The sequence below is a fragment of the Halospeciosus flavus genome, assembly GCF_029814175.1.
Classification (GTDB): domain Archaea; phylum Halobacteriota; class Halobacteria; order Halobacteriales; family Halobacteriaceae; genus Halospeciosus; species Halospeciosus flavus.
The window spans coordinates 130,565-155,786 of record NZ_CP122312.1 but is presented as its reverse complement, the minus strand read 5'-3'; the positions used below and the strand labels follow the sequence as shown (position 1 = coordinate 155,786).

The 25,222-nt window shown below is 66.2% G+C and carries 16 protein-coding genes, 2 tRNA genes and 3 rRNA genes; 10 read left to right on the top strand and 11 right to left on the bottom strand.

Going from position 1 to position 25,222, the window contains the following annotated elements:
- Nucleotides 1-109: 109 nt before the first annotated feature.
- From P0Y33_RS00715 to P0Y33_RS00700, 4 genes are all read left to right on the top strand, one after another.
- Complete coding sequence (locus P0Y33_RS00715; protein ID WP_279528659.1) at nt 110-2,161, top strand: hypothetical protein; 2,052 nt, start codon at nt 110-112, stop codon at nt 2,159-2,161.
- A gap of 71 nt (nt 2,162-2,232) precedes the next feature.
- Nucleotides 2,233-4,299 carry a hypothetical protein gene (locus P0Y33_RS00710; RefSeq protein WP_279528658.1) on the top strand — a complete coding sequence of 689 codons (2,067 nt, stop codon included), beginning with the start codon at nt 2,233-2,235 and terminating at the stop codon, nt 4,297-4,299.
- A gap of 41 nt (nt 4,300-4,340) precedes the next feature.
- Complete coding sequence (locus P0Y33_RS00705) at nt 4,341-5,447, top strand: mandelate racemase/muconate lactonizing enzyme family protein (RefSeq protein WP_279528657.1); 1,107 nt, start codon at nt 4,341-4,343, stop codon at nt 5,445-5,447.
- A 72-nt stretch (nt 5,448-5,519) separates the two neighbouring features.
- On the top strand, nt 5,520-6,656 hold the full coding sequence (locus tag P0Y33_RS00700; RefSeq protein ID WP_279528656.1) for an NADH:flavin oxidoreductase: 1,137 nt from the start codon (nt 5,520-5,522) through the stop codon (nt 6,654-6,656).
- Nucleotides 6,657-6,660: 4 nt separating this feature from the next.
- Here the strand turns inward: P0Y33_RS00700 and P0Y33_RS00695 are convergent, their stop codons facing one another.
- Nucleotides 6,661-7,638 (bottom strand): hydroxyacid dehydrogenase, encoded by a 978-nt coding sequence (locus P0Y33_RS00695; RefSeq protein WP_279528655.1) that lies wholly within the window; start codon nt 7,636-7,638, stop codon nt 6,661-6,663.
- Between the two features lie 84 nt (nt 7,639-7,722).
- On the bottom strand, nt 7,723-8,520 hold the full coding sequence (locus P0Y33_RS00690; protein ID WP_279528654.1) for an enoyl-CoA hydratase/isomerase family protein: 798 nt from the start codon (nt 8,518-8,520) through the stop codon (nt 7,723-7,725).
- Nucleotides 8,521-8,664: 144 nt separating this feature from the next.
- On the opposite strand from P0Y33_RS00690, the gene P0Y33_RS00685 reads away from it, so the two are divergent.
- Together P0Y33_RS00685 and P0Y33_RS00680 are read left to right on the top strand one after the other, a co-directional pair.
- Nucleotides 8,665-9,438: an SDR family NAD(P)-dependent oxidoreductase gene (locus tag P0Y33_RS00685; RefSeq protein ID WP_279528653.1), complete on the top strand. Its 774-nt coding sequence runs from the start codon at nt 8,665-8,667 to the stop codon at nt 9,436-9,438.
- A 52-nt stretch (nt 9,439-9,490) separates the two neighbouring features.
- Nucleotides 9,491-11,140: a long-chain fatty acid--CoA ligase gene (locus P0Y33_RS00680; RefSeq protein ID WP_279528652.1), complete on the top strand. Its 1,650-nt coding sequence runs from the start codon at nt 9,491-9,493 to the stop codon at nt 11,138-11,140.
- 49 nt (nt 11,141-11,189) lie between these two features.
- On the opposite strand, the gene P0Y33_RS00675 is transcribed toward P0Y33_RS00680, so the two are convergent.
- On the bottom strand, nt 11,190-12,065 hold the full coding sequence (locus P0Y33_RS00675; RefSeq protein ID WP_279528651.1) for an SDH family Clp fold serine proteinase: 876 nt from the start codon (nt 12,063-12,065) through the stop codon (nt 11,190-11,192).
- A gap of 112 nt (nt 12,066-12,177) precedes the next feature.
- Between P0Y33_RS00675 and P0Y33_RS00670 the strand changes: the two genes are divergently transcribed.
- A complete protein-coding gene (locus tag P0Y33_RS00670) occupies nt 12,178-13,245 on the top strand; it encodes a hypothetical protein (RefSeq protein ID WP_279528650.1) in 1,068 nt (355 codons plus the stop codon).
- Nucleotides 13,246-13,250: 5 nt separating this feature from the next.
- Here P0Y33_RS00670 and P0Y33_RS00665 read toward each other — a convergent pair whose 3' ends face one another.
- The 3 genes from P0Y33_RS00665 to P0Y33_RS00655 all read right to left on the bottom strand — a co-directional run bounded on the left by P0Y33_RS00665 (nt 13,251) and on the right by P0Y33_RS00655 (nt 16,689).
- Nucleotides 13,251-14,051 carry an aldo/keto reductase gene (locus P0Y33_RS00665; RefSeq protein ID WP_279528649.1) on the bottom strand — a complete coding sequence of 267 codons (801 nt, stop codon included), beginning with the start codon at nt 14,049-14,051 and terminating at the stop codon, nt 13,251-13,253.
- 51 nt (nt 14,052-14,102) lie between these two features.
- On the bottom strand, nt 14,103-14,957 hold the full coding sequence (locus P0Y33_RS00660; RefSeq protein ID WP_279528648.1) for an NmrA family NAD(P)-binding protein: 855 nt from the start codon (nt 14,955-14,957) through the stop codon (nt 14,103-14,105).
- A gap of 88 nt (nt 14,958-15,045) precedes the next feature.
- Nucleotides 15,046-16,689 carry an acyl-CoA synthetase gene (locus P0Y33_RS00655; RefSeq protein WP_279528647.1) on the bottom strand — a complete coding sequence of 548 codons (1,644 nt, stop codon included), beginning with the start codon at nt 16,687-16,689 and terminating at the stop codon, nt 15,046-15,048.
- A gap of 108 nt (nt 16,690-16,797) precedes the next feature.
- Here P0Y33_RS00655 and P0Y33_RS00650 point away from each other — a divergent pair, with 108 nt between their 5' ends.
- The 3 genes from P0Y33_RS00650 to P0Y33_RS00640 all read left to right on the top strand — a co-directional run bounded on the left by P0Y33_RS00650 (nt 16,798) and on the right by P0Y33_RS00640 (nt 19,554).
- Nucleotides 16,798-17,958 carry an MBL fold metallo-hydrolase gene (locus P0Y33_RS00650; protein ID WP_279528646.1) on the top strand — a complete coding sequence of 387 codons (1,161 nt, stop codon included), beginning with the start codon at nt 16,798-16,800 and terminating at the stop codon, nt 17,956-17,958.
- Between the two features lie 42 nt (nt 17,959-18,000).
- Nucleotides 18,001-18,813, top strand: a complete 813-nt coding sequence (tbsP, locus tag P0Y33_RS00645) for a transcriptional regulator TbsP (protein WP_279528645.1) — start codon at nt 18,001-18,003, stop codon at nt 18,811-18,813.
- Between the two features lie 111 nt (nt 18,814-18,924).
- Nucleotides 18,925-19,554 (top strand): DsbA family oxidoreductase, encoded by a 630-nt coding sequence (locus tag P0Y33_RS00640; RefSeq protein WP_279528644.1) that lies wholly within the window; start codon nt 18,925-18,927, stop codon nt 19,552-19,554.
- Nucleotides 19,555-19,920: 366 nt separating this feature from the next.
- On the opposite strand, the gene P0Y33_RS00635 is transcribed toward P0Y33_RS00640, so the two are convergent.
- The 5 genes from P0Y33_RS00635 to P0Y33_RS00615 form a co-directional block, all read right to left on the bottom strand.
- A tRNA-Met gene (locus P0Y33_RS00635) sits at nt 19,921-19,995 on the bottom strand.
- A gap of 51 nt (nt 19,996-20,046) precedes the next feature.
- Nucleotides 20,047-20,167: ribosomal RNA gene (rrf, locus tag P0Y33_RS00630) — 5S ribosomal RNA — on the bottom strand.
- Nucleotides 20,168-20,354: 187 nt separating this feature from the next.
- Nucleotides 20,355-23,272, bottom strand: a 23S ribosomal RNA gene (locus tag P0Y33_RS00625).
- A gap of 227 nt (nt 23,273-23,499) precedes the next feature.
- Nucleotides 23,500-23,571: transfer RNA gene (locus tag P0Y33_RS00620), tRNA-Ala, on the bottom strand.
- Nucleotides 23,572-23,730: 159 nt separating this feature from the next.
- Nucleotides 23,731-25,201 (bottom strand): 16S ribosomal RNA (locus P0Y33_RS00615).
- The 16S, 23S and 5S rRNA genes sit together here with 2 tRNA genes alongside, the layout of an rRNA operon.
- Between the last annotated feature and the right edge of the window lie 21 nt (nt 25,202-25,222).

The window sequence follows — 25,222 nt, the reverse complement described above, 5'->3', positions numbered from 1 at the left end:
CGGGAAGCCCACCCGCGACACACCGTCACAGCCGTCTCCGCCAGCGAGAGACGTAAACCCACGGGCGCACTACGAATCGTAGACAACCGCCACTATGGAACCGTCACACGTGGGTAACTCACTCGTCTCGTTCCAGCCACGGGGCGACGGGAACGGACTGCACGTCAGAGACGAACTCGGTGACAACGAGTTCCTCGTCGGGACCGACGCCGACGTCTCACTCGAGCAAGCCTCCCCGGACCGATTCGTCGTCCCCGTCGACGCAGCAGTCTCGTTCACCGCGGCGGAGATACACCTCCCGTCGAGCGAGAGTGTCCTCGTCCGTGACGGCACGGGCGAACATCGGGCCGAACTCCTCGACACCCCCGAGTCGTTCCCGCGCGGCGACTACTTCCTCGAAATCTCGGGGACGACGAAGTCGTACCTGGCGCTCCAGGACGTCTCGTTCACCGGGCAGCACGTCGAAGACGGTGACCAGCGTCTCCCGCGGGTCCGCTTCGACGAACCGACGACCGTGACGCTCGGGACGCGCTCGCTCCACGACCGGCCGCGGGCGACCATCACCGTCCCCGACGACCCGCGGGACCTCGCGACGGCCGTCTCGTACCTGGGGTCGTCGATCAAGGAGTGGTCCTGTGAGCGCTCGTGGCCGACCATCCGCGGCCACCCCCCGGCTATCGAGCGTGGCGAGGAACTCCACGTCCCCGACGTCCTCGAGAAACCCGATACGGGCGTGACTATCGCCGTCCCGCCCACGTACGCCGACGTCTACCGAATCGCGCCCCTCGCCTTCTACCTCGGCGCCGACGTCGTCCCCGGCGAAACGGCCGAACTCCGCCTCGACGTGGGCCACACCGAACCACTCCGTCGCCCAGGCCGGACACTGGAGGAGTCCGTCGACCGACTCCTCGCTCGCTGTCTCCTCCTCGACTCGCTCGTCCGCGTCGGCGGCTACTACACACTCCCTCGCTACGAGTACGACGAAGTCGCCCCACACCTCCCCTTCTACCCGCCCGAACTCTACGGCCGCTCCGTCGACGAACAACTCATGGAGTACCTCGAAGTCCCCTTCGACGTCCTCGAACCCTACGTCCCCCAGCGGCCGCTGACGGTCGCGCTCCGACCCGACGCCGCCGACGCGACGATGCTCCCCTCTCTCGCGGACACACTCGCCCGCGTCCGGGTCTCCGAGTCGGCCTCGGTTCGCCCGGCCTTCGACGCGGCCGACTCGACGGACAGCGTCGCGCTCGCGACGACCGACCGCGAGACACCTCCAGGAGTTGGGTACCTCACGCCCGAGATGGTGTCGAGCACCGTCGGCTACACGCCGACAGCGGCCGACGACCTGCACGTCGCGTTCGTCGCCCCCGACGCCGAGGTGAGCCTCGGGACCTACGACACCGTCGTCTCCGACGGACGGGAGTCGACGTCGGGGAACCTCACCGTCACCGCGGATACCCGCGTGACGACAGACGACCTCGACCGCCTGCTTAGAGAGGGGGTCGACTTCCTCCACTTCGGCGGCGACGTCACCGACGAGGGGTTCGTCTGCGCCGACGGTGTCCTCCCGACCGACGCCCTCGAAGACGCCGACGTGACGACGTTCGCACTGAGCGGTCCCGCGTCGTTCGAGGCGGGCGTCGACCTCGTCGAGAACCGGGCCGTCGCGGGAGTCGTCGCGGCCGACCTGGACGCGGCCGAGGTGGGGCGTCTGGCGGGATACCTCGCGAGCGGGTTCCCGCTGGCGGTCGCCGCGGAACTCGCCGAGGTGTCCGGTCGATACCGGTTCGTCGGTGACCCGTCGCTGGAGGCGACCTTCCGCGAGGGCATCCACCTCCCGGCCTCCCTCTCGGCCGTGCCAGTCGACCGGAGAGACAGCGAGGGAGAGTTCCGGATCACCGTCACGTCGACGTTCTCGTCGAACCACGAACCGGGGTCCGTCGGGTGGCTCGCCGACGACTTCGCCCACGACGAGTACGTCCTCGTCGGCTCACAGGTCGAACAGCCGTTCACCCTCGACGCCGAGGAGGTGGCCGAACTCCTGTGCGACGTGTACCCGGTTCGCTGTAACGGCGACGTCTACCACGGCGAGGCGGACCCGGCCGCGTTCGTTCGACGCTCGGCGCGTCGTACGCTCGGCCGTGAACACGACGTGCAGTGACCCGACCGCGTCCGACGACTCCCGCTCGGCGCGGGGTATAAGCCAGTCGACACACTACTGGTCGCCCAACGATGACGGACGTGGACGACGTCGGGAACTCGCTGGTCGCGTTCTCGACGGCGGACGCCGGGACGACGCTTCGCCTCCGAGACGAAGTCGGCGGCCACGAGTACACACTCGGGTCGTCCGAGGCGGTCTCGCTCGAACCGGCGTCGCCCGACCGGTTCGTCTTCCCGGTGGACGCCGCCGTCTCGTTCACGACGAGCGAACTCGTCCTCCCGACGGACGCCACGACGTTCGTCCGCGACGAGCAGGGCGAACACCTCGGTCAACTCACCGACGAACGCTGGTCGTTCGAGAGAGGGACCTACTACGTGGAACTCTCGCCGTCGCCGAAGGCGTACGTCCTCGTCCCGGACGCGTCGTTTACCGGCGTCCACCCGACTTTCGGCGAGTTCGGTAGCACCCCACGGCTGGAGTTCGACGAACCGACGCGGATCTTCGTCGGCGCGCGCTCGCCCCACGAACGCCCGCAGGCGACCATCACCGTCCCCGACGATCCGGAAGCGCTGGCGACCGCGTTCTCGTACCTTGGGTCGTCGATCAAGGAGTGGTCCTGCGAGCGCTCGTGGCCGACTATCCGCGGCCACCCCCCGGCCATCGAGCGCGGCGAGGAACTCCACGTCCCCGACGTCCTCGAGAAACCCGATACAGGCGTCACCATCGCCGTCCCGCCCACGTACGCCGATCTCTATCGGGTCGCGCCTCTCGCCTTCTACCTCGGTGCGGACGTCGTCCCTGGTGAGGAGGCCGAACTCCGCCTCGACCTCGGCTACACCGAACCACTCCGTCGCCCCGGCCGGACACTGGAGGAATCCGTCGACCGACTCCTCGCTCGCTGTCTCCTCCTCGACTCGCTCGTCCGCGTCGGCGGCTACTACTCCTTCCCGCGCTACGAGTACGACGAGGTCGCCCCACACCTCCCCTTCTACCCGCCCGAACTCTACGAGCGCTCCGTCGGCGAACAGCTCGTGGAGTACCTCGAAGTCCCCTTCGACGTCCTCGAACCCCACGTCCCCAAGTGGACGACGACCGCCGTCCTCCGCCCGCGACTGGAGGACGCCGCGGTCGTCCCGCCGCTGCTCGACTCGCTGTCGCGCGTCCACGTCGCGACCGGAGCGGACGCCTCCGCCGAGCCGGGACGGACCCTCGACACGGCGGTGACGGCCTACGCCGGTCGGACGCCGCCGGTCGGCGAGACTCGCCTCGTCCCCGCCGCCTTCGAGAACCTCCGGGGGCGCGAGCAGTCGGTTCCGGCCGAGTGTCGCTTCGACTTCTTCGGGGTCGGACAAGCCGCCGTCGACGCGTACGACCGAGTGTGTAACGCCGTCGACACCGGTCACGAGGACGGCGTGCCGACGCGCCGACGACGGACACGACCGACACGAGAGGTCCTCCGGCGAGCGCTCGGGGCCAGCGAGTTCCTCCACTTCGGCGGCGACGTCACCGACGAAGGGTTCGTCTGTGCCGACGGCGTCCTCCCCTGGGCCGACCTCGGTTCGGTGGAGACGACCGTCGTCTCGATAGCGGGCGGGGCCGGCGGAGACGGCGTCGACGCGGCCGTCTCCCTCGTCGAGTCCGGAGCGGCCGCGGCCGTCGTCTTCGACGGCGCGGTCCCCGACGAGACGGTCGGACGGCTAGCCGGCTACCTCCGGTCGGCGTTCTCGCTGGCGTGGGCGGCGGAACTCGCGGCGGACGACACGCCACACCGCCTCGTCGGCGACGCGACTCGGTCCGTCACCAGTCGGAGCGGCGGGACGACCCCCGAGGTGCTCGACTTCACCTCCGTCGGGACGGACCGGCACCGACTGACCTACCGGACGGAGGTGACCGAGCAACTCGAACTCGGGTCGGTGCTCCGGCCGGCGGCCGACTTCGCCGAGGGCGGGTACTACCTCACCGGCGGGTCGGTCGTTCAGTCGATGGGACTCACCTCGGCCGAGGTCGTCGACCTGTTCGAGGAGGGGTACGTCGTCCGACTGAACGGGACGGTCTACCCCAGCGCGGGGGAACTGACCCTCGAAACGGTCTGTCGGTCGGCCCGTCGCGCACTCGACGAGACCGGCCAGCGGACGTGAGGCGTGTCAATCTTTATCACCCGAACTCCCGAGCCACCGGTATGGAGATCACCGACGTGCGTGTCGAGCGTCTCGGACTCGATCTGGACGAACCGGCCGGACTCTCCCGCGACCGGGCCATCGAGTCGCGCGGGGCCGCCATCGTCCTCGTCGAGACGGACACGGGCATCACCGGAATCGGCGAGGGAGTCGGCCCAGAGCCGTCCATCGTGGAGACCATCGTCGAGGAGAAGTACCGGTCTCGGCTCGTCGGCGAGGACCCCCTCGACGTCGAGCGCCTGTGGCAGGAGCTACTCACCGAGGACCTCTACTGGGACCGCGAAGGGCAAGGGGTCTCCGCAGCGAGCGGCGTCGACATCGCGCTGTGGGACGTCGCGGGGAAGTACCACGGCGAACCGGTCCACCGGCTCCTCGGCGGCGACACGACCGACGACGGCCGCCTCCAGGCGTACGCCAGCGACCTCTTCTTCGACGACCCCGAAGTGATGGCCGAGCGCGCCGCTGGCTACGTCGAGCGGGGGTTCCCCGCCGTGAAGACCCACCTCGGCCGCGGCCTCGACGCCGACGAGGAGCGGGTCGCTGCGCTGCGCGAGACCATCGGCGACGCGGAACTCCTCGTAGACGTGAACTGCGGCTACGACTACCCCGAGGCGCTTCGCGTCGGCCGGATGCTCGCGGACTACGACGTCTTCTGGTACGAGGAACCTCTCTCGCCCTACGACACCGACGGACTCGCCGAACTCCGGCGGGAACTCGACACGCCCGTCGCGACGGGCGAGAACACGTACACGAAGTGGAGCTTCCGCGACCTGTTCGAGGAGCGAGCCGTCGACTACGCGATGCCCGACGTGATGCGCTGTGGCGGAATCACCGAACTCCGGAAGGTGTGCGCGCTCGGCGAGGCGTTCGACGTGACCGTCTCGCCGCACTCGTTCAGTTCGGGGGTGGGTCTCGCGGCGACGATGCAGGTGATGGCGTCGTCGCCCGCCTGCGAGTGGTTAGAGTTCGACGTCACCGGCTACGACCTCTACGAGTCGCTGCTCGTCTCCGACCTCGACGTCGACGACGCGGGTCGGGTGGCCGTCCCGACCGACCCCGGAATCGGCGCGACGCTCCCCGACGACGTACTCGCCGAGTACGGCGTGTAGTCGCGTCCCACGCTTCCCGGCCCGTCTCGCGGGTTCGCGGCCGCCTTTATCCGGGCGCGACCTACGTCGGGTGTGACCGACACCGACGTCCTCTTCGACACCGTCGACCTCGACGGACTGACGCTCGACAACCGCGTTGGCCTCGCGCCGATGACGCGGACGAGCGCGACCGACGAGGGCCACGCCACCGAGCAGATGGCCCGCTACTACGCGAGTTTCGCCCGCGGCGACTTCGGCTTCCTCGTCACCGAGGGCACGCACCCGGACACCGCGTACAGCCAGGGCTACGACAACCAACCCGGCCTCGCCACCGAGGCACAGGCCGCGTCGTGGAAGAGAGTCACCGAGGCCGTCCACGAGCACGGTGCACCCATCTTCGCCCAACTGATGCACGCCGGCGCGCTCTCGCAGGGCAACCGCTACACCGACGAGACGCTCGGACCCTCCGCCGTCCAGCCGAAGGGCGAACAGCTCCCCATCTACGGCGGCGAAGGCGAGTTCCCGACACCGAAGCACGCGAGTAAAGACGAGATCGACGCGGCCATCGAGGGCTTCGCCGACGCGGCCGAGCGCGCGGTCGACGCCGGGTTCGACGGCGTCGAGGTCCACGGCGCCAACGGCTACCTCCTCGACCAGTTCCTCACCGACTACACGAACCAGCGCGACGACGAGTACGGCGGGTCGGTCGAGAACCGCGTCCGCCTGACCCGCGAGGTCGTCGAGGCCGTCCAGGAGCGCACGCCCGAAGAGTTCGTCGTCGGCGTCCGCCTCTCACAGACGAAGGTCAACGACGACGAACACGAGTGGGCCGAAGGCGAGGACCAAGCCGAGGTCGTCTTCGAGGCCGTCTCCGAGGCCGGCGCGGACTACGTCCACGTCACCGAACCGGACATCACCGCGCCCGCGTTCGGCGACGAGGGGCGGACACTCGCCGCACTCGCCGCCGAGTACGCCGACGCGCCCGTCGTCGCGAACGGCAACCTCGCCGACCCCGAGGACGCGGCCGCGGCCATCGTCGAGGACGACGCCGACCTCGTCGCCCAGGGGACGGCGGCGCTCGCCAACCACGACTGGCCCGCACGCGTCCGCGAGGGCGAGGAACTCGACGAGTTCTCCTTCGAGGACCGACTCCTCCCCGACGCCACCCTCGACGACGACGAGGCCCCTGAGGACGTCGACGTGCCGACCGTGGCCCCCGCCGACGACTGACCTCTCACTCTCCTCCGACCAGGGCGTCGCGGTTGACCGTCGACTCGGGGAGTCCGCCCTCGTAGACCATCCGGACGTTCTGGGCGGCCCGCACGCTCGTCCGCCGTAGCGCCGCCTCGGTGTCGCTGCCGGCGTGTGGCGACAGGACGACGTCGTCGCGGTCGAGGAGCGGGTGGTCCTCGCTCGGGGGTTCGTCCGCGAAGACGTCGACACCCGCGCCGCCCACCTCGCCCGCGTCGAGGGCGGCGACGAGCGCGTCCTCGTCGACCACGCCGCCCCGCGCGACGTTGACGACGACTCCCTCCGGACCGAGTGCGCGGAGTTCCGGCGTCGAGACGAGTCCGCGCGTCTCTGCGGTCAGCGGAACGTGGAGACTCACCGCGTCGGCGCGCTCGAAGAGCGCGAGCGAATCGTCGACGAGGTCGACCCCGTCGGGTGCCTCGGCGGGCGTCGCGCTCCGGTCGTAGGCGAGGACCGAGAGCCCCATCCCGCGGGCCAGCGTCGCCGTCTCGCGGCCGATGTTCCCGAGACCGTAGACGCCGAGCGTGTCGCCCGCGACCTCGTGGCCGGTGAACTGCGAGCGGTCCCACCCACCCTCGCGGACGTGTCTGTCCATCGCGGGGAGGTTCCGCCGGACGGCGAGGAGGAGGAGAATCGTGTGTTCGGCGACCGAGCGTGCGTTCGCGCCCGGCGTGTTACAGACGACGACGCCGTTCGCCGAGGCGGCCTCGACGTCCACGTTGTCGAGACCGACACCGTGTTTCGAGATTACTTTCAGCCGTCCGGCCGCGGCGTCGGCGATGGTCTCGGCGTCGAACTCGGTCACGCGGACGACGGCGGCGTCGTAGCGGTCGAGGTCGGCCAGCGCGTCGGCCCGCGAGTCGTACTCGTCGATACCCGTGCAGTCGGCGAACTCCGAGAGAACGTCGGGCCCCGCCGGGTGGAGGGCCGGTGGGAGCAACACCCGCCAGCGTTCGGTCATGTGAGCGGTTGGACGCCGGTCGGCAAAACCGAACCGGTAGCCGACGGCGACGTAGACGCACGACCACCGACGACGACGGCCGCCTTATCGACCCTCGAACTCGGGTTCGCGCCCTTCGAGGAAGGCCTCGACCCCCTCGCGGTGGTCGTGGGTCTCGAAGACGACGCCCTGGGCGGTGGCCTCGTCGGCCATCGCGCGGTCGAGGGGCTTGTCGAGTCCCTCGCGGATGAGGCGCTTGGCGTGGCGGAAGGCGACGGTCGGCCCGCCGGCGATACGCTCGACTAGCTGTTCGGCCTCCGCCTCGAACTCGTCGTCGGCGTAGACGTGGTTGAAGAGACCGAGGTCGGCGGCGCGCTCGGCGTCGAGGATCTCGCCCGTGAAGACGAGTTCCTTCGCGACGTTCTCGCCGACGATACGCGGGAGGAGGTAGGACGTCCCGGCGTCGACGCTCAGGCCGACCTGTCGGAAGACGAAGCCGATACTCGCCGACTCGGCCGCGAGGAGGACGTCGCAGGCGATAGCCAGGTTCGCGCCGGCGCCGACCGCGGGGCCGTCGATCTTGGCGATGGTCGGGTACGGGCAGGCCGCGACGCGGGCGATGGTCTCGCTCGTGGTGCGTTCGAGTTCGTACACCGTCTGTTCGAGTGGGACGTCGCCCTCCAGTCGCTCTTGCATCTTCTTGATGTCGCCGCCCGCGGAGAAGGCACCGCCCCGTCCCTCGACGACGACCGCGCGGACGTCGTCTCGCTCCTCGATTTCGTCGAGGGCGTCGACGATACCGGCCGAGATGTCCCGCGTGAGCGCGTTCCGGGCGTCGGGTTCGTTCAGGGTGAGCGTCGCGACACCGTCGCTGACGTCGAGCAACACTGCGTCCCCGCTCATCGTGAGGCCTCCGTGTGTGGTCGTTCCATGCCACCCACGTCGTGGGAGGAGGAAATAAAACTTCGCCACGGAGCTAACGACGGTTCGAAAACTCGGCTAAATTAGATACAAAATTAAATAGGGTGCCGCCCACGACCAGAGTACATGTCTGACGTACCCTCGCAGTTCGACTTGAGTGGCCGTGTCGCCGTCGTCACCGGCGGGACGCGGGGAATCGGGTTGGCGATCTCCCGCGGGTTCGCCCAGGCGGGCGCCGACGTCGTCCCCGTCTCGCGTACCGAAGCAGACGTCGAGGCGGCCGTCGAGACCGTCCGCGAGGAGGGCGCCGACTCCCTCGTTCAACCGGTCGACGTCACCGACGAGGGCGACGTCGAGCGCGTCTTCGAGCGGACGGTCGACGAACTCGGCGGCGTCGACGTCGTCGTCAACAACGCGGGCGTCAACCCCGACGGGGCGCTCGGTCCGCCCGAACGAGTCGAGACGGAGGACTTCGACTTCACGACCGACGTGAACCTCCGCGGGGCCTTTCGCTGTGCGAAACACGCCGCACCCCACCTCCAGGAGCGGGGCGGGAACCTCGTCAACGTCGCCAGCGTCGGCGGACTCGTCGGCCTCCCGCGCCAGCACCCCTACGTCGCCTCGAAACACGGACTGGTGGGACTGACGAAGAGCATGGCGCTCGACTGGGCACCCGACGTCCGCGTGAACGCCATCGCGCCGGGGTACGTCAGCACCGAACTCGTCGAGGAGGTCGAGCAGAACGAGCGCCTGCGGAACTCCATCCTCGACCGGACGCCGCTCGACCGGTTCGCCGACCCCGAGGAGGTCGCCGGGCCCGCCCTCTTCCTCGCGAGCGACGCCGCCTCCTACGTCACCGGATCGGTGCTGACCGCCGACGGCGGGTGGACCGCACGCTAAGTGTCGGTATCGACCCACACGGTTAAGTCGGAGAGGTTTACAACGATAAGTAATGGCGACCGACCTCACGCTCCGCCCGTTCTTCTGGCGGGCGACGAACCTGTTCCCGGAGAAAGAAGTCGTCTCGCGAACACACCAAGGTCAGACCCGTTACACGTACGGCGAGTTCGGCGAACGCGTCCGCCGACTCGCGAGCGCCCTCGAAGCCCTCGGTGTCGAGTCCGGCGACCGCGTGGGGACGCTCGGGTGGAACCACCACCGTCACTTCGAGGCGTACTACGCCGCGCCGCTGATGGGCGCCCAACTCCACACAGTCAACCTCCTGCTCCACGACGACCACGTCGAACACATCGTCACCGACGCCGCCGACGACGTGTTGCTCGTCGACCCGGACGCGGTCGACACCGTCGAGCGCCTCTGGGACGCCTTCGACAGCGTCGAGGCCGTCGTCGTGATGGGCGACGAAGACGCGGTTCCCGACTCCGACTCCGACTCCGACGCCGACCTGCCGATCTACGGGTACGAGTCCCTCCTCGACGACCACGACCCGGTCGACTCGTGGCCCGGCGTCGACGAGGACGCACCCGCGGGGATGTGTTACACCTCGGGGACGACGGGCAAGCCGAAGGGCGTCGAGTACACCCAGAAGATGATCTACTCGCACGCGATGATGGCCGCGACGCCGGCGGCCCAGAACGTCGACGAGGACGACGTCGTGATGCCGGTCGTCCCGATGTTCCACGTCAACGCCTGGGAGTTCCCCTACACGGTGACGCTCGCCGGTGCGAAACCGGTATTCCCCGGCCCCTCCCCCGACTCCGAGGACCTCGTCCGCCTCATCGAGGAGGAGGGCGTCACCCTCACCGCCGGGGTCCCGACGGTCTGGATCGACCTGCTCGACTACCTCGACGAACACGGGGGCGACCTGAGTAGCCTCGAACGCATCATCGTCGGCGGGAGTGCCGCCCCAAGACAGGTGATGCGGCGCTTCGAGGACGAGTACGGCGTCAAGATGGAACACGCCTGGGGGATGACCGAGACGATGAGCATCGGGTCGATGTCCCGGCCGAAGTCGACGATGGACCTCGACGGGGATGGCGAGAGTTACGAGGTCCGGAGCAAGCAGGGACTCCTCTCGCCGGGGTTGGAGATGAAGGTCGTCGACGACGACGGCGAGGAGGTCCCCTGGGACGGGGAGTCCTTCGGCGAACTCTACGTCCGCGGACCGACCGTCGTCGACGAGTACTTCGAGCGCCCCGAGGCCAACGAGACCGACTTCGAGGACGACGAGGGCGGGCGGTGGCTGAAGACCGGCGACGTCGTGACCGTCGACGAGAACGGCTACATCGAGATCGTCGACCGCGCGAAGGACGTCATCAAGTCCGGTGGCGAGTGGATCTCCAGCATCGAACTGGAGAACGAACTCATGGGTCACGAGGACGTCGTCGAGGCGGCCGTCGTCTCCGTCTCCCACGAGCGCTGGCAGGAGCGCCCCCTCGCCTGCGTCGTCCGCAAGGAGGGGACCGACGTCGACGCCGAGGACCTCCGCGAGTTCCTCGCAGACGACTACCCGAAGTGGTGGCTCCCGGACAACGTCCTGTTCATCGAGGAGGTGCCCAAGACCGCGACCGGGAAGTTCGACAAGAAGCAACTCCGCGAAGACATCGAGGACCCCGACCTGCCGTACACGCCCGGCGAGTAGGCCGGCGGTTCGTCGGAGCAGCGAGTCGGTGAATCAGCAGGTCGGTTGGTCAGCGGTCGAGCGCAGTCGACGTCTCGTTCTCGCCCTCCGTCGGGTTCCGGCCGTAGGGGACGTCGACGTACCGGACCGACGGACGCCGACCAGTCGGTTGCGCGTAGAGGTCCATCAGGTCGTAGATTTCTGCTGGGACGTCCGTACTGACCGGGACGCCGAGCGAGCGGGCGTCGTCCGCCCGGATGGCGTAGTCGTGGGTGAACTGCCCGGAGGCGAGCGTCTTCGCGAGGTCTCGCGCCTCGTCTTCGGGCGTCCCGCCGGCGACGAGGAGGTCGGCGACGCTCCGCTCGACCTGGCGGAGCGACTTCTCCGCGACGTCGTCCATCACGAGCGTCATATCGTCGACTTCGTTGGGGTCCTTCCGGCGCACGGCGTTGCGGATGGACGCGGCGGGGAGACCGCCGAGTTGCGGGTCGACCGGCCCGAGGACGGCGTTGGGGTCCATCACCACCTCGTCGGCCGAGAGCGCGAGCAGCGTCCCGCCGGACATGGCGTAGTGCGGGACGAACACCGTGACGTCGGCGGGGTGTTCGGTGAGCGCCCACGCGATCTGTTCGGCGGCGAGGACGAGACCACCGGGTGTGTGCAAGACGAGGTCGATGGGGACGTCGTCGTCCGTCCGGCGAATCGCCCGGAGGACCGCCTCGGAGTCGTCGATGTCGATGTAGCGCGAGAGACCGACCCCCATGAAGGAGACCGTCTCCTGTCGGTGGATCATCGAGATGACGCGCGACCCGCGTCGCTGCTCGAAGGACTGGAGTTGGTCGGTCCGCGCACGTTCCTGACTGGCCCGTCCCCACGCGGGGAGGACGACCGCGACGACGACGAAGACCACGACCGCGACGACGGCGAGGTCGAAGAGGAGGCTCATTCGTCTCCGAGTGCGCCCGCACCCGCCGTGAAACCACCGATGCAGCCAGCGGTCGTCGCCGAACGGCCGTGCCTTTGAGAAGTCTCGACTCCCAACCCACAGGTATCCAGGTATGAGTGGCGACGCTGCACGTACGCTCCTCGTCACCCTCGTAGTCGTCTCGTTCTCACTCGGCGGTGTCGGCGTCGCCGGTGCCACCGACGCCACGACGAACCAGTCCGACGCGGCCATCACGGGTGGCGCCGTCCTACCCGGGTCGGTCACCCCCGGGACGACCGTCTCCGACCAGCGCGTCTCCGTGCGGCTCGCGAACCTCAGCGCCGACGGTCGGCCCGACATCCTCTCGCTCGTCGTCCCCGACGCACTCGCGGGGAACCTCACCGTCCGCGGCGCGACCGCGACTGGGAACGTCAGCGTCGTCGGGGCCACGCTCGTCGACGGACCGGACGACGACGGGAATCGGGACACGGTCGCGGTCCGGACGAACGCCTCCGCGGGCGAGTCGGTCGACACGACGCTCGACGTTACCCTCGACGTCACCTACCCCGACCGGAACGCCACCTACGCGGTCGACGCCGTCCTCCTCGACAGTCGAAGCGGCGTGAGTACCGCGAACGACGTCGCGACGGTCGTCGTGGGGAGCGGCGCCGAGCAGCAGGCGGCGAACGCGGACACCGACTCCCCGACTTCGCAGGACGTCGACGTCACGCTCTCCAACCCCGAGGACGTCCAGAAGGCGAAAGTGAAGGCGAAGAGCAAAGTGAAGAACGCGACGCTCGCGCCCATCTCGCGGACCGGGTGTCTCGGTCCGACGAACCGGACGCCGTTCGTCTACAACCAGGACGTCGACGTCCACGTGAACAACGCGACCGGGGACATCGGGAAGTTGAAGGTGAAAGTGAAGTCGAAGGTAAAGAAGATCGACTTCGCCGACGCGCCCCGCGTCCGCGTGAACGCCACGAACGCGACGTGTCCGAACGGGTCGGCCGGCGCCGGACCCACCGCTGGCAGCGGTGACGACGGGTCGGTCGGCGTGAACGGACTACTCGGCTGGGGGAGTCGGAGTACGGTCGCCGGCACGGGCACGTCGACTCCGGGCGGGAGTTCCGGTGTCGGCACCAGCATCCTCGGTGGCGGAGTCGGCGCGCTGGCCGTGGGGCTGTTCCGCTCGCTCGTCTGAGCCGACTAGTTCCAGGGCGCCATCTCGGGGTCGACGAGTCGTTCTTCTCCACCGAGACCGTCGATGGTCGTCACGTCCCGCTCGTCCAGTTCGAGTTCGCGGGCCTCCCAGTTCTCGCGGACGTGTGCGCCCGTCGCCTTCGGAATCGCCGCGACGTTCTCCTTCTGGACGAGCCACGCGAGGCTGACCTGTGCGGGCGTCACGCCGTGTTTGTCGGCGATTTCTCGGATCTCGGGGACGTCGAACACCTCGCCACGGGCGATGGGTGAGTAGGCCACCAGCCAGTGGTCGTGTTCGACGGCGTACTCGTGGAGGGTCTCCTGCTGGAGCAGCGGGTGCATCTCGACCTGGTGGGCGAACACCGGCGCGTCGAGGTGGTCGCGGGCCTCGTCGAGCAACGCGGGAGTGAAATTCGAGAGTCCGACGTGTTCGATGCGCCCCTCGTCGTGGAGTTCGTCCAGCGCGCTGAGGGTCTCCTCGGCGTCGTAGGCCTTCGCGGGCCAGTGGACGTACAGCAGGTCGACGTAGTCCGTCCCCAGTTTCTCCAGGCTCTCCTCGGTCGTGTCGAGGACGTCCTCGTAGGCGAGGTTCTCCGGGTGGACCTTCGTCGCGAGGAAAACGTCCTCGCGGTCGACCGGCGCGCGCTCGATACCGCGACCGACGGCCGCCTCGTTGTCGTACATCTGCGCCGTGTCGACGTGTCGATACCCGACGTCCAGGGCCATTTCGACCGTCGCGGCACACTCCGCGGGGTCGGTGTTCTTGTACGTTCCCAGACCGAGTTCGAACCGCTCGTCGGCGACCATGTGCGTGGCCACGACCGCGGGGCCGAAAAAACCGACTGCCACCTCGCTCCCTCACTCGGCGTCGCGACCCCACCCGGCCCGGGCGAGGTACTCCCGGAGACCCGTCGGTTCGAAGTCCGGGACGTCCACCTCGGTCTCGACGTCCGCACCGAGTCCGCCCTCGTTCACCCAGCGGTAGAACGCCGAGCGGTCGTCGGGGGCGGCGTCCGGGCCGCCGTAAGTGTAGTCGATTTCTCGGTCGGTTACGTCGGAGACAGTCTCGGCGATTTCCGGGAGTGAGAGTCGGTCACCGACGAGTTCGTACGTCTCGTCGGCGAACGTACCGGGGGCGTCGAAGACGCGGGCGGCGAATCGACCGACGTCCGCGGCGTCCGAGAGCGTCGCCCGTGCACCCCACTCCAGCGGGAGGACGAGGTCACCGCGCTCGCGAACGGCCGAGCGTCGGCGTTCGAGACCCTGCATCGGGAGGTGCGTCCGGAGGACCGTCGCAGAGACGTCCCGGTCGCGGAGTGCGTCCTCGACCGCCGCCGCGGCGTCGACCGCGGGCACACCCGGTTCGGTTCCGGCGTTGCCGACAGAGGTGAACACGGCGTGGTCGACGCCCGCGCGTTCGGCCGCACGAGCGAGCGTCCGACCGCGTTCGAGGACGGACTGGGCGTCGTCGCGTCCCGGCCGCGCGAGGAGTGCGTCGGCGTCGGTCCCGGCGAGGGCGTCGTCTACGTGGTCGAGTTGGTCGCGACGGCCACGGACGAGGGTCGCTCCGTGCTCGGCGAGCGCCCGAGCGTCCGCGCGCTCGGGGTCGGTGACGAGGACGTGGACGTCGAATCCGGCGGCGAGTACCGCGTCCACGACCGCGCGACCCCGCCGACCGTCCGCTCCCGCGACGAGCACAGTTTCGACAGTCACGTCCGGGAGTACGTCCGGACCGGCAAAAGCCCGCCGGGTCCGTCCAACCGGGGAGCACTCCTCCGGGGAGTCGCTCAGCCGTCGTCGCTCACTCGTCGAGTTCTCGTTCCCGGAGTTCCGAACGCTGTATCTTCCCGGTCGTCGTCTGGGGGAGTTTCGAGACGAACTCGATCTCGCGGGGGTACTCGTACTTCGCGAGTTGGTCGCGGACGAGGTCCTGGATCTCCTCGCGAAGCGCGTCGTCGCCGTCGACGCCCGAGACTGGCTGGACGAACGCCTTGATTATCTCGCCGCGCGTCTCGTCGGGGATACCGACGACGCCGACCTGGGCGACGTCGGCGTGTTCGAGGATGGCGCTCTCGACCTCGCCGGGACCGACCCGGTAGCCCGATGTGATGATGACGTCGTCCGTGCGGGACTTGAACCAGATGTACCCGTCCGAACTCCGCTCGCCGAGGTCGCCGGTGAGGTGCCACTCGCCACGCGTGGTAGCCTCGGTCTTCTCGGGTTGGTTCCAGTACTCCTCGAAGACGACCGGGTCCCCCTCGCGGCGGACGGCGATCTCTCCCACCTCGCCCGGCCCGAGTGGTTCACCCGTCTCGGTGTCGAGGATCACGACGTCGTGGCCGGGGACTGGCTTGCCCATGCTCCCGGGTCGTGCCTCGAACCACCCGCGGCAGTTCGTGACGAGGAGGTTCGCCTCGGTCTGCCCGTAGAGTTCGTTGACGGCCACCGAGTCGAGCGTCGTGTCGGCCCACTCCAGTATCTCGGGCGTGAGCGGTTCCCCACCCGAGCAAATCGCCTTCAGGTCGAGGTCGTAGCGGGACTCGGGGTCGTCGACGTCCATCATCATCCGGATGGCCGTCGGCGGGAGGAAGGCGTCGGTGATGTCGAACTCCTCGGCGAGTTCGAAGGCCGTCTCGGCGTCGAACTTCCCCATCGGGTAGCCCACCACCGGCCGGCCGTAGTGCCACGACGGGTAGACGAGGTCCCCGAGCGACCCGATCCACGCCCAGTCGGCCGGCGTCCAGCAGACCGACTCCGAGAGGTCGCGCTCGAAGTACATCTGGAACGCCGGACAGTGCCCGACCCACACGTCGTGGGTGTGGAGGACTCCCTTCGGCGGGCCGGTGCTGCCGCTGGTGTAGAGGACGAGTGCGGGCGTGTCGGGCGACGTCTCGACGATGTCGAACTCGCGGGAGTTGCCCTCGCGGAGCGACTCGAACGACTGCAGGTCGCTCCCGTCGTCACCGTCGACCTCGACGACGTGCTCCAGTGCGTCACACTCCTCGGCGACGCCCGCGACCTTCTCGCTCACGTCCGCGTCGGTGACGACGACGGTCGCGCCGCTGTCGTCGAGTCGGTGGCGGAGGCCTTCCTCGCCGAACAGGACCGAGAGAGGGAGGACGACCGCACCGAGTTTCCAGCAGGCGAAGTGCGTGAGGGGGGTCGCAGGCTTCTGCGAGAGGACCGTCGCGACTCGGTCGCCACGGCCGACGCCGAGCGACGCGAGCGCGTGGGCGACCTGGTTCGACAGTGCGTCGAGTTCGGCGAAGGTGTATATCTCCCGACGACCGTCGGGGTAGGCCTGGTAGAGTGCGACCTGCGTCTCCGTGTCCTCGTGTTTCCGCAGGCAGTCTCGGGCGATGTTGTAGTCCTCGGGGACGTCCCACGAGAAGGACTCCCGGGCCGCCTCGTAAGTGTCACCGTCGAGCGTAACGTGCCACGCCATACCACCACACTATCGGACCGGCACAAAAACCTTCGCGCCCCGAACCCGGCGCCCCGTACGCCTACGCCCCCACTCGAACTAACTGTCGGCGGAGCGAACGACGAGCCAATGGTCGAACACATCTCCGCCGACGAACTCGCGGCGCGAATGGACCGCGAGGGGTCGTTCGCACTCGTCGACACGCGGGGTGTCGAGAGCTACGAGGCGTGGCACGCACCCGGCGCACACAACTTCCCCTTCGGCCCGGACGCCGAGTTGACCGACGAGCGACGCCGTGCGTTCGAGTCGATCGTCGGAGACACCCGCCCGGTCGTGACGATCTGCGCGAAGGGAGTGTCGTCCCGTCACCTCGCCGACGCACTGGTCGAGTCGGGCGTCGTCGCCGACGACGAGGTGTTCGTCGTCGAGGACGGGATGCGCGGGTGGAGCAACGTCTACGAGACGACCCCCGTCCAAGTCGACGAGGGCGTCGAAGTCGTGCAGGTCCAACGGCGCGCGAAGGGGTGTCTCGGCTACCTCGTCGGCGACCCGGCGACGGCCGAGGCGGCAGTCGTCGACGCGACCCGACAGACCGACGTCTTCCGCGAAGTCGCCGCCGACGCGGGCTACGACATCGTCCGTGTCCTCGACACGCACGTCCACGCGGACCACCTCTCCGGCGGCCGAGCACTCGCCGACGAACTCGACGTCCCCTACCACCTCGGTGCCGACGCACGCGAGCGCGGCGTCGAAGTCGAGTACGACCCGCTCGAACGGAACGAAGTCGTCGAGGTCGGCGATATCGACCTGAAGGCCCTCGCCACCCCCGGTCACACGACAGAGAGCGTCAGCTACCTTGTCGACGCGACCGCCGTGCTGACGGGTGACTCCCTGTTCGTCGACTCCACCGGTCGGACCGAGTTAGAGTTCGGCGAACGCGGGGCCGACGAAGGCGCACGACTGCTCTACGACTCGCTCCACCGGACGCTCCTCGCCGAACCGGACGCTGTGACGGTCCTCCCCGGACACGTCGACGTCGCGTCCGACGGCGAGTGGGGCGTCGCCAGTCCGGGCGACCCCGTCGCCGGGTCGGTCGGCACCCTCCGTACCGGACTCTCCCTCCTCGAACGCGACCGGGAGGGCTTCGTCGACTACTTCGCCGAGCACACCCCCGAGAAACCGCCGAACTACGAGCGCGTCGTCGCCGTGAACCGCGGCATCGAGGCGGTTCCCGACGAACCAGCGGCGACCGAGTTGGAGATGGGACCGAACAACTGCGCGATAGAATGACCATTAAAATTTTAACCCTAGGAGAGTAAAATAAGTACAGAGATGGAAGATACCCTACTCGGCACCACCGTCGACGACGTCCTGGGGGAGCTATTCGACGGCGACCACGAGGAGATCTTCGTCGTGAATCCGACCGACGAGACCATCGAGCGGGTCGTCGAGACCGCGATGGACGACGAGCCACGTATCCGGATGCTGGCGGACGAACGCCGCCTCAAGGACGCGATGGACGACTTCCTCGTCGCCTCCGACACGGCCGAACTCCTGGAGGACGGCCAGCTCGCGATGCGGACCGTCGAGGACGCCTCTCGGAGCTCGCTGCTCGTCACCGAAGACGAGACCGTCGCACTCGTCGACGCGGGCGACCACGTCGGCGGTATCGTCGCCAGCGACGCCGACTTCGCCGACACCGCCTACGACGCCGTCGTCGAGGACTGGGAGTCCGCCGACGAGTTCGACCTCGACACGCCCGCCCTCTCGCGTATCCGGCAGGCGCTCGACGACGAGACCGGTCCCGAAGTCGAGGAGGACTTCGAGACGGCGCTGGCCTCGCTCGAAACCGCCCGTGGTGACGGCGACAGCCTCGACGAGGTGACCATCAGCCTCCTCACCGCCGCGAAGAACCGCGTCCTCTTCTACGACATCAGTGAGTGGGGCGAAGAGGTCGGCGTCGCCTCGAAAGCCACCTTCAGCCGCAAGAAGTCGTCGCTGGAGGACGTCGGACTCCTCGAAACCGAGAAGGTCCCCATGGACGTCGGGCGACCCCGACTCCGCCTCACGCTCGGCGACGAGCGCCTCGAAGGCGCCTCGATGACCGAGGTCGTCAACACCGCCGAGTCGCTGCTCGCGAGTTAGACGCAGCGGTGGCAGACTATCTCCCCGACGAACGCCGGTCGACCACGCCGGAAGGCGGAAGACCGCGCTTCGAGTGACGTCCTTTTCCCGCTATACGTCCTAGAGGGGAGTATGCCAATCGACGAGGACAAGATTACCGTCTTCAGCGACTACGTCTGCCCGTTCTGCTACCTCGGTAAGGCCGCGATGGAAGAGTACCTCGAAGAGGCCGAAGACCCGCCCGAGGTCGAGTGGCACGTCTTCGACCTGCGCGGCTACAAGCGCAACGAGGACGGCAGCATCGACCACGACGTCGAGGACGGGAAAGACGAGGATTACTTCGCGGAGGTCCGCGACAACGTCGAACGTCTCAAAGAGGAGTACGACGTCGAGATGACACTCGACTTCTCGCTCGACGTCGACTCGTGGGACGCACAGAAGGTCTCGCTGTACGTCGAGCAGTCCTACGACGAGGAGACGTTCGGGGAGTTCCACGAGCGTACCTTCGAAGCGCTCTGGGAGGACGGCCGCGACATCGGTGACGTCGACGTCCTCGTGGACATCGCCGAAGAAGTCGGCGTCCCGGAGGACGAAGTCCGAAGCGCGGTCGAAGACGACCAGCTCGACGAGGAACTCGAACGGCGTTTCGAGGACGCCCAACAGCTAGGCGTCACGGGAATCCCGACCTTCGCGTACGACGGCCACGCCGCACGCGGCGCCATCCCGCCCCACCAGTTCGAACGTCTCGTCGACGGCGTCTGAAGGCGAATCGGTCGATCGAGAATTACACCGTCATCTTTCTGCGAACGAAGTAATCGGGGGTACTGGAGCGCGTCGAAGATCGGGTCGAGAGAGACCGACAAGACCACCCGAACGACGGTGATTCGAGGGGAGCATCGAGTACAGTGTCGCCACTCGCGAGAGACGAACGCGTCGGGAGCGGTAGTAGACGTTCGCAGCGACGTTCACGGTCGGTGAGTCGGCGTCGCGGCGACGGAACGCTCCGCTCGTGGATCGAGTTCAGAGGACAGCGGGCGAGAGTCGAGCGTATACAGCGATGCAGACGGGAGAACGTGCGCTCGGAACCGTAGAGACGGAGTCGTGCGTCGAGAATCGCTCGTAGTGTAATAGCGGGAGGTGGATTTGAACCACCGATCTCCGGGTTATGAGCCCGGCGGAATCTCCTGGCTATCCCATCCCGCTACAAATGAAGAGAGCCCGACGCACGCAATGTGCGTCGGGCTCTATATGATTGGTCGGCGGCTAACCGGATTTCCCAGAGGCTCGCGCACTCCAGTACTGACCGGAACGTGGGTGGGCTTAACGTCCGTGTTCGGGATGGGTACGGGTGATCCCCACCGCTCTGGCCGCCGTAATGCCGACTCGCGGAATCGAACCGCGATCCTACCAATGTCGGTTACGGCCACTACTGTGGCTCGTACTCTCGCCCGTCGAACTATTCGACGACGAGTACCGTGTGTAAGTGCAATCCAGTTAACACCTGGACCCGAATCACCGACCTATACTGCACAGCATGTCTCTGTGATCCGGATGCGGATATGATTGTGTGGCTTGGCCTGTTAGTGCTCGCGGACTCAACGTCTCGTTGCCTTGACGCGTACATCCCGAGTCTATCTAACTCGTCTTCTACGAGTGGCCTCAGTGGTACTTCTTTTCCAGGTGGGTTTCGAGCTTAGATGCGTTCAGCTCTTACCCCGTGGTGCGTAGCTGCCCGGCACTCGCCTTCTCAGACGACCGGTACACCAGTGGCACCCGTTCGTAGTTCCTCTCGTACTATACGAACGTTCCCGTCAAGTACCTCAACACCCCCAATAGATAGCAGCCGACCTGTCTCACGACGGTCTAAACCCAGCTCACGACCTCCTTTAATAGGCGAACAACCTCACCCTTGTCCGCTTCTGCACGGACAGGATGGAGGGAACCGACATCGAGGTAGCAAGCCACGCGGTCGATATGTGCTCTTGCGCGTGACGACTCTGTTATCCCTAAGGTAGCTTTTCTGTCGCTTATGGCCCGCATCGGGCAGGCTCATAAGATCGCTAGACCACGCTTTCGCGTCAGCGTCCCTTGTTGTGCAGGACACTGTCAGCCTTCCTTGTGCTCTTGCGCTCTCTTCCGGGTCTCCGACCCGGATGAGGAAGACTTAGGGCGCGCTCGATATCTTTTCGAGCGCGTACCGCCCCAGTCAAACTGCCCGGCTACCGGTGTCCTCCTCCCGGAGTTAGGGTCACAGTCACTAACGGGTAGTATTTCACTCTTGACTCGGCGACGTGCTGGCGCACGCACCTGTGTAATGTCTCCTACCTATTCTGCACATTAGCGACCGTGTCCCAGCGACAGCCTGCAGTAAAGCTCTATAGGGTCTTCGCTTCCCCTTGGGGGTCTCCAGACTCCGCACTGGAACGTACAGTTCACCGGGCCCAACGTCGGGACAGTGATGCTCTCGTTGATCCATTCATGCAAGCCGCTACTGAAGCGGCAAGGTACTACGCTACCTTAAGAGGGTCATAGTTACCCCCGCCGTTAACAGGTCCTTCGCCCCATTGTACTGGGTGTTCAGATACCTGCACTGGGCAGGATTCAGTGACCGTACGAGTCCTTGCGGATTTGCGGTCACCTATGTTGTTATTAGACAGTCGGAGCATCCGAGTCACTGCGACCTGCCTCGAACGAGGCAGGCATCCCTTATCGCGAACTTACGGGACCAATTTGCCGAATTCCCTGACGTCGGTTGCTCCCGACAGGCCTTGGCTTTCACCGCCAGGATACCTGTGTCGGTTCTCGGTACGGTCGTCGTACTTGCCTTTTCACGGGCCCCTGGTACCACCGAGTTTCCCTATCCTGGGTTTCGTCCGCTTCTTGCCATTACGGCGTCCACGGACTTCTCCAGTTCGACCGGGCGATGGCCCAGCTCGGTGTTTCCAGAGGCGTCGGCGTTCATTGTACGACGGCACGGGAATATTAACCCGTTTCCCAATTGTCACATTCGAATTACGGTGTGACTTAGGACCGGCTAACCCTCGGCTGTTCAGCAGTGCCGAGGAACCCTTATCCTTGAGGCCGTCGGGGGTCTAACCCGACTCACGCTGCTACTATGACCAGGATTTTCGTCCCTACACGGTCCACACGAACTCTCGCCCGTGCTTCCGCCCGTGCAGAGTGCCAATCTACTCGATCACCCTGTGAGGGGTGCGGTTAGGTATCGGTGACGAACTTGAGCCCCGATCATTTTGGGCGCTCCGAACCTCGGCCGGTAAGCTGTTACGCTTTTCTTAGCGGGTAGCTGCTTCTAAGCTCACCCCCCGGCTGTCTAGGGCTCGGAACCACCTTCGATCGCACTTAGCTCGTACTTTGGGACCTTAACCTAACGCTGGGTTGTCTCCCTTACGGTACACAGGCTTACCCCGCGCACCGGATTCCCCACGTCCACGGCGTCCGTAAGTTCGGAGTTCGACAGGAGGGACAACTCCTCTCGGAGTTGTACCCTCCAATCGGTCGCTCTACCTCACGGACTACCTCGGTGGAGGTCATGCTTCGACATGTTTCGATTGGAACCAGCTGTTGCCGAGTTCGATGGGCCTTTCACCCCTACACGCATGTCACGGGAGGGTATTGTAAGACACCAACCCTAACAGGCCTCCACGTGCCTTTCGGCACGCTTCACCTTGCACGCGCGTAGATCACTCGGTTTCGGGTCGTGTCCGTTCGACTCCCCGCCCTTGAAGACGGCGGCCCTCGCCCGTGAAGGCTGCGGCCATGTCGGTTTCCCTGTGCCTTCCTGGATACTCCAGTTAGACTTGCCGAACAGACACACTCCCTGGCTCGTTTTTCAAAACGTACGACGGAACATCGGCTCCCCGCTGTCCCTACTAGAGGCTTGCGCCTCGTTCGTTCACAGCGGGGCCTTTCATGCCCCGTCGCTCTATCGCCACCTGATTTCAGGCCCTATTTCACCCTCCGTTGGAGAGTGCTTTTCAGCGTTCGCTCACGCTACTTGTTCACTATCGGTCTCGAGGAGTACTTAGTCTTCGCCGTCGATGCCGGCGATATTCACGAGGAATATCCGATCCCCGCTACTCTGGAACCAGCGCACGGCGTACTTGTCTGGAGTACGGGGCTGTCACCCTGTCTCGCGCTCCGTTTCAGGAGACTTCTCCGCAGACGTTCCGCCGATGAGTGCTGGCCCGAACACCACATTGCCCAGAAGGCTTCGGTTTGGACTGTGCCGCTTTCACTCGCGATTACTCACGGCGTCCCATTCGGTTTCTCTTCCTGTCCGTACTGAGATGTTTCAATTCCGGACGTTCCCCATTGCGCACAGCAATTGCGAGGGGATTCCCATTCGGAGATCCTGAGTTCTTCGCCTCCGTGCGGCTCCCTCAGGCTTTTCGCAGCTTGGCACGTCCTTTGTCGGCTCTCGAGCCGAGCCATCCACCAGGTGGCACAGTAGCCACGCAGTCGGATCACTTCAACTTCAACTTCTTAATTATAGACTCGGTGATACGAGTCCAGTGAATGTCTGGATTGCACTTACACACGGTGTCATCGAACTGCCCCGGTGGTAAGGGGGCGTTCGTCGACCCTTCCCAGTCGCGCTTGCGCGGACTGGTGCATCAGTCGAACTCGACTCTTCCTTCCCACGTCTCCCACTTAAGGGACACGCTTCGAGGGTGGAGTCGAATCGAATGGACCCACTGGGATTCGAACCCAGGGCATCCTCCTTGCAAAGGAGGCACTCTCCCACTGAGCTATGGGCCCACTACTCCCGCGAGGGAGTAGATTCGTTAGCCCTGGTAGTTCGTAAGTGCTCGGCCGGGTCACCGGCGCGGCGACGAACACAACGACGATTCGAGTGTCGACCCGCCCAGGGGTCGACAGGGAATAGGTGGGCCACTCCAAAGGAGTGGTCCCGGTCAGTGGAGGTGATCCAGCCGCAGATTCCCCTACGGCTACCTTGTTACGACTTAAGCCCCCTTGCGGAGCCCAGATTCGACCGCGTTGCCGCGGCCTCATCCGGACCCCACTCGGGTGCTTTGACGGGCGGTGTGTGCAAGGAGCAGGGACGTATTCACCGCGCGCTTCTGACACGCGATTACTACCGAATCCAGCTTCATGAGGGCGAGTTTCAGCCCTCAATCCGAACTACGATCGAGTTTAGGAGATTAGCGTCCCCTTTCGGGGTTGCGTCCCACTGTCTCGACCATTGTAGCCCGCGTGTTGCCCAGAACATTCGGGGCATACTGACCTACCGTTGCCCGTTCCTTCCTCCGTGTTGGCCACGGCAGTCTGCTTAATGTACCCAGCCACGACAAGCGTGCTGCTGGCAATTAAGCATGCGGGTCTCGCTCGTTGCCTGACTTAACAGGACGCCTCACGGTACGAGCTGACGGCGGCCATGCACCTCCTCTCTGTAGCGTCGGGTAAGGTCGTCAACCTGACCGTCATTACTACAGTCGGTTCTGGTGAGATGTCCGGCGTTGAGTCCAATTAAACCGCAGGCTCCTCCGGTTGTAGTGCTCCCCCGCCAATTCCTTTAAGTTTCATCCTTGCGGACGTACTTCCCAGGCGGCCCGTTAATCGTCTTCACTACGGCACAGCACAGGCTCGTAGCCTGTGCCACACCTAACGGGCATCGTTTACGGCAGGACTACCCGGGTATCTAATCCGGTTCGAGACCCAGCTTTCGTCCCTCACCGTCGGATCCGTCTTCTCGAGGTGCTTTCGCCATCGGTAGTCCGTCCAGGATTACAGGATTTCACTCCTACCCCGGACGTACTCCTCGAGCCTTCCGGTCCCAAGCCGTGCAGTTTCCGCTGGTCGCCCGCGCGTTGAGCGCGCGGATTTCCCAACGGACTTGCACGGCCGGCTACGGACGCTTTAGGCCCAATAAGATCGGCCATCACTTGGACTGCCGGTATTACCGCGGCGGCTGGCACCGGTCTTGCCCAGTCCTTATTCCAGCACCTCCTTACGGTGCTGAAAAGTGCAGGCACTATGCCTGCACACTTGGAGTTGCCTTATCGCACTGTCGTGCAGTGTAAAGGTTTCGCGCCTGCTGCGCCCCGTAGGGCCCGGTATCTTGTCTCAGATACCGTCTCCGGGCTCTTGCTCTCACAACCCGTACCGATTATGGGCACGGTGGGCCGTTACCCCACCGTCTACCTAATCGGCCGCAGTCACATCCTATGGCGCTGGCGCGTTTCCAGCTCTCCACCTTCCAGTGGGAGAGCCTTGTGGAGAATTAGCCTCAGTTTCCCGAGATTGTTCTCCTCCATAGGGTAGTTTGACCACGTGTTACTGAGCTATCTGCCACGAGTCTGAACTCGTGCGACTAGCATGGCTAAATCCAACTCCAATAGCAATGGCCTCTGGCAGGATCAACCAGAATGTGCTGGGGCGAGGCCCCAGC

Excerpts from the sequence above, each read along its gene's own strand:
- P0Y33_RS00690 (WP_279528654.1), bottom strand. The coding sequence starts at position 8,520 with ATGAGCGGGGACGCAGTGTTGCTCGACGTCAGCGACGGTGTCGCGACG.
- P0Y33_RS00655 (WP_279528647.1), bottom strand. The coding sequence starts at position 16,689 with ATGGCGTGGCACGTTACGCTCGACGGTGACACTTACGAGGCGGCCCGG.
- P0Y33_RS00650 (WP_279528646.1), top strand. The coding sequence starts at position 16,798 with ATGGTCGAACACATCTCCGCCGACGAACTCGCGGCGCGAATGGACCGC.
- P0Y33_RS00680 (WP_279528652.1), top strand. The coding sequence starts at position 9,491 with ATGGCGACCGACCTCACGCTCCGCCCGTTCTTCTGGCGGGCGACGAAC.
- P0Y33_RS00705 (WP_279528657.1), top strand. The coding sequence starts at position 4,341 with ATGGAGATCACCGACGTGCGTGTCGAGCGTCTCGGACTCGATCTGGAC.
- P0Y33_RS00665 (WP_279528649.1), bottom strand. The coding sequence starts at position 14,051 with ATGGTCGCCGACGAGCGGTTCGAACTCGGTCTGGGAACGTACAAGAAC.
- P0Y33_RS00685 (WP_279528653.1), top strand. The coding sequence starts at position 8,665 with ATGTCTGACGTACCCTCGCAGTTCGACTTGAGTGGCCGTGTCGCCGTC.
- P0Y33_RS00675 (WP_279528651.1), bottom strand. The coding sequence starts at position 12,065 with ATGAGCCTCCTCTTCGACCTCGCCGTCGTCGCGGTCGTGGTCTTCGTC.
- tbsP (WP_279528645.1), top strand. The coding sequence starts at position 18,001 with ATGGAAGATACCCTACTCGGCACCACCGTCGACGACGTCCTGGGGGAG.
- P0Y33_RS00695 (WP_279528655.1), bottom strand. The coding sequence starts at position 7,638 with ATGACCGAACGCTGGCGGGTGTTGCTCCCACCGGCCCTCCACCCGGCG.
- P0Y33_RS00670 (WP_279528650.1), top strand. The coding sequence starts at position 12,178 with ATGAGTGGCGACGCTGCACGTACGCTCCTCGTCACCCTCGTAGTCGTC.
- P0Y33_RS00710 (WP_279528658.1), top strand. The coding sequence starts at position 2,233 with ATGACGGACGTGGACGACGTCGGGAACTCGCTGGTCGCGTTCTCGACG.
- P0Y33_RS00640 (WP_279528644.1), top strand. The coding sequence starts at position 18,925 with ATGCCAATCGACGAGGACAAGATTACCGTCTTCAGCGACTACGTCTGC.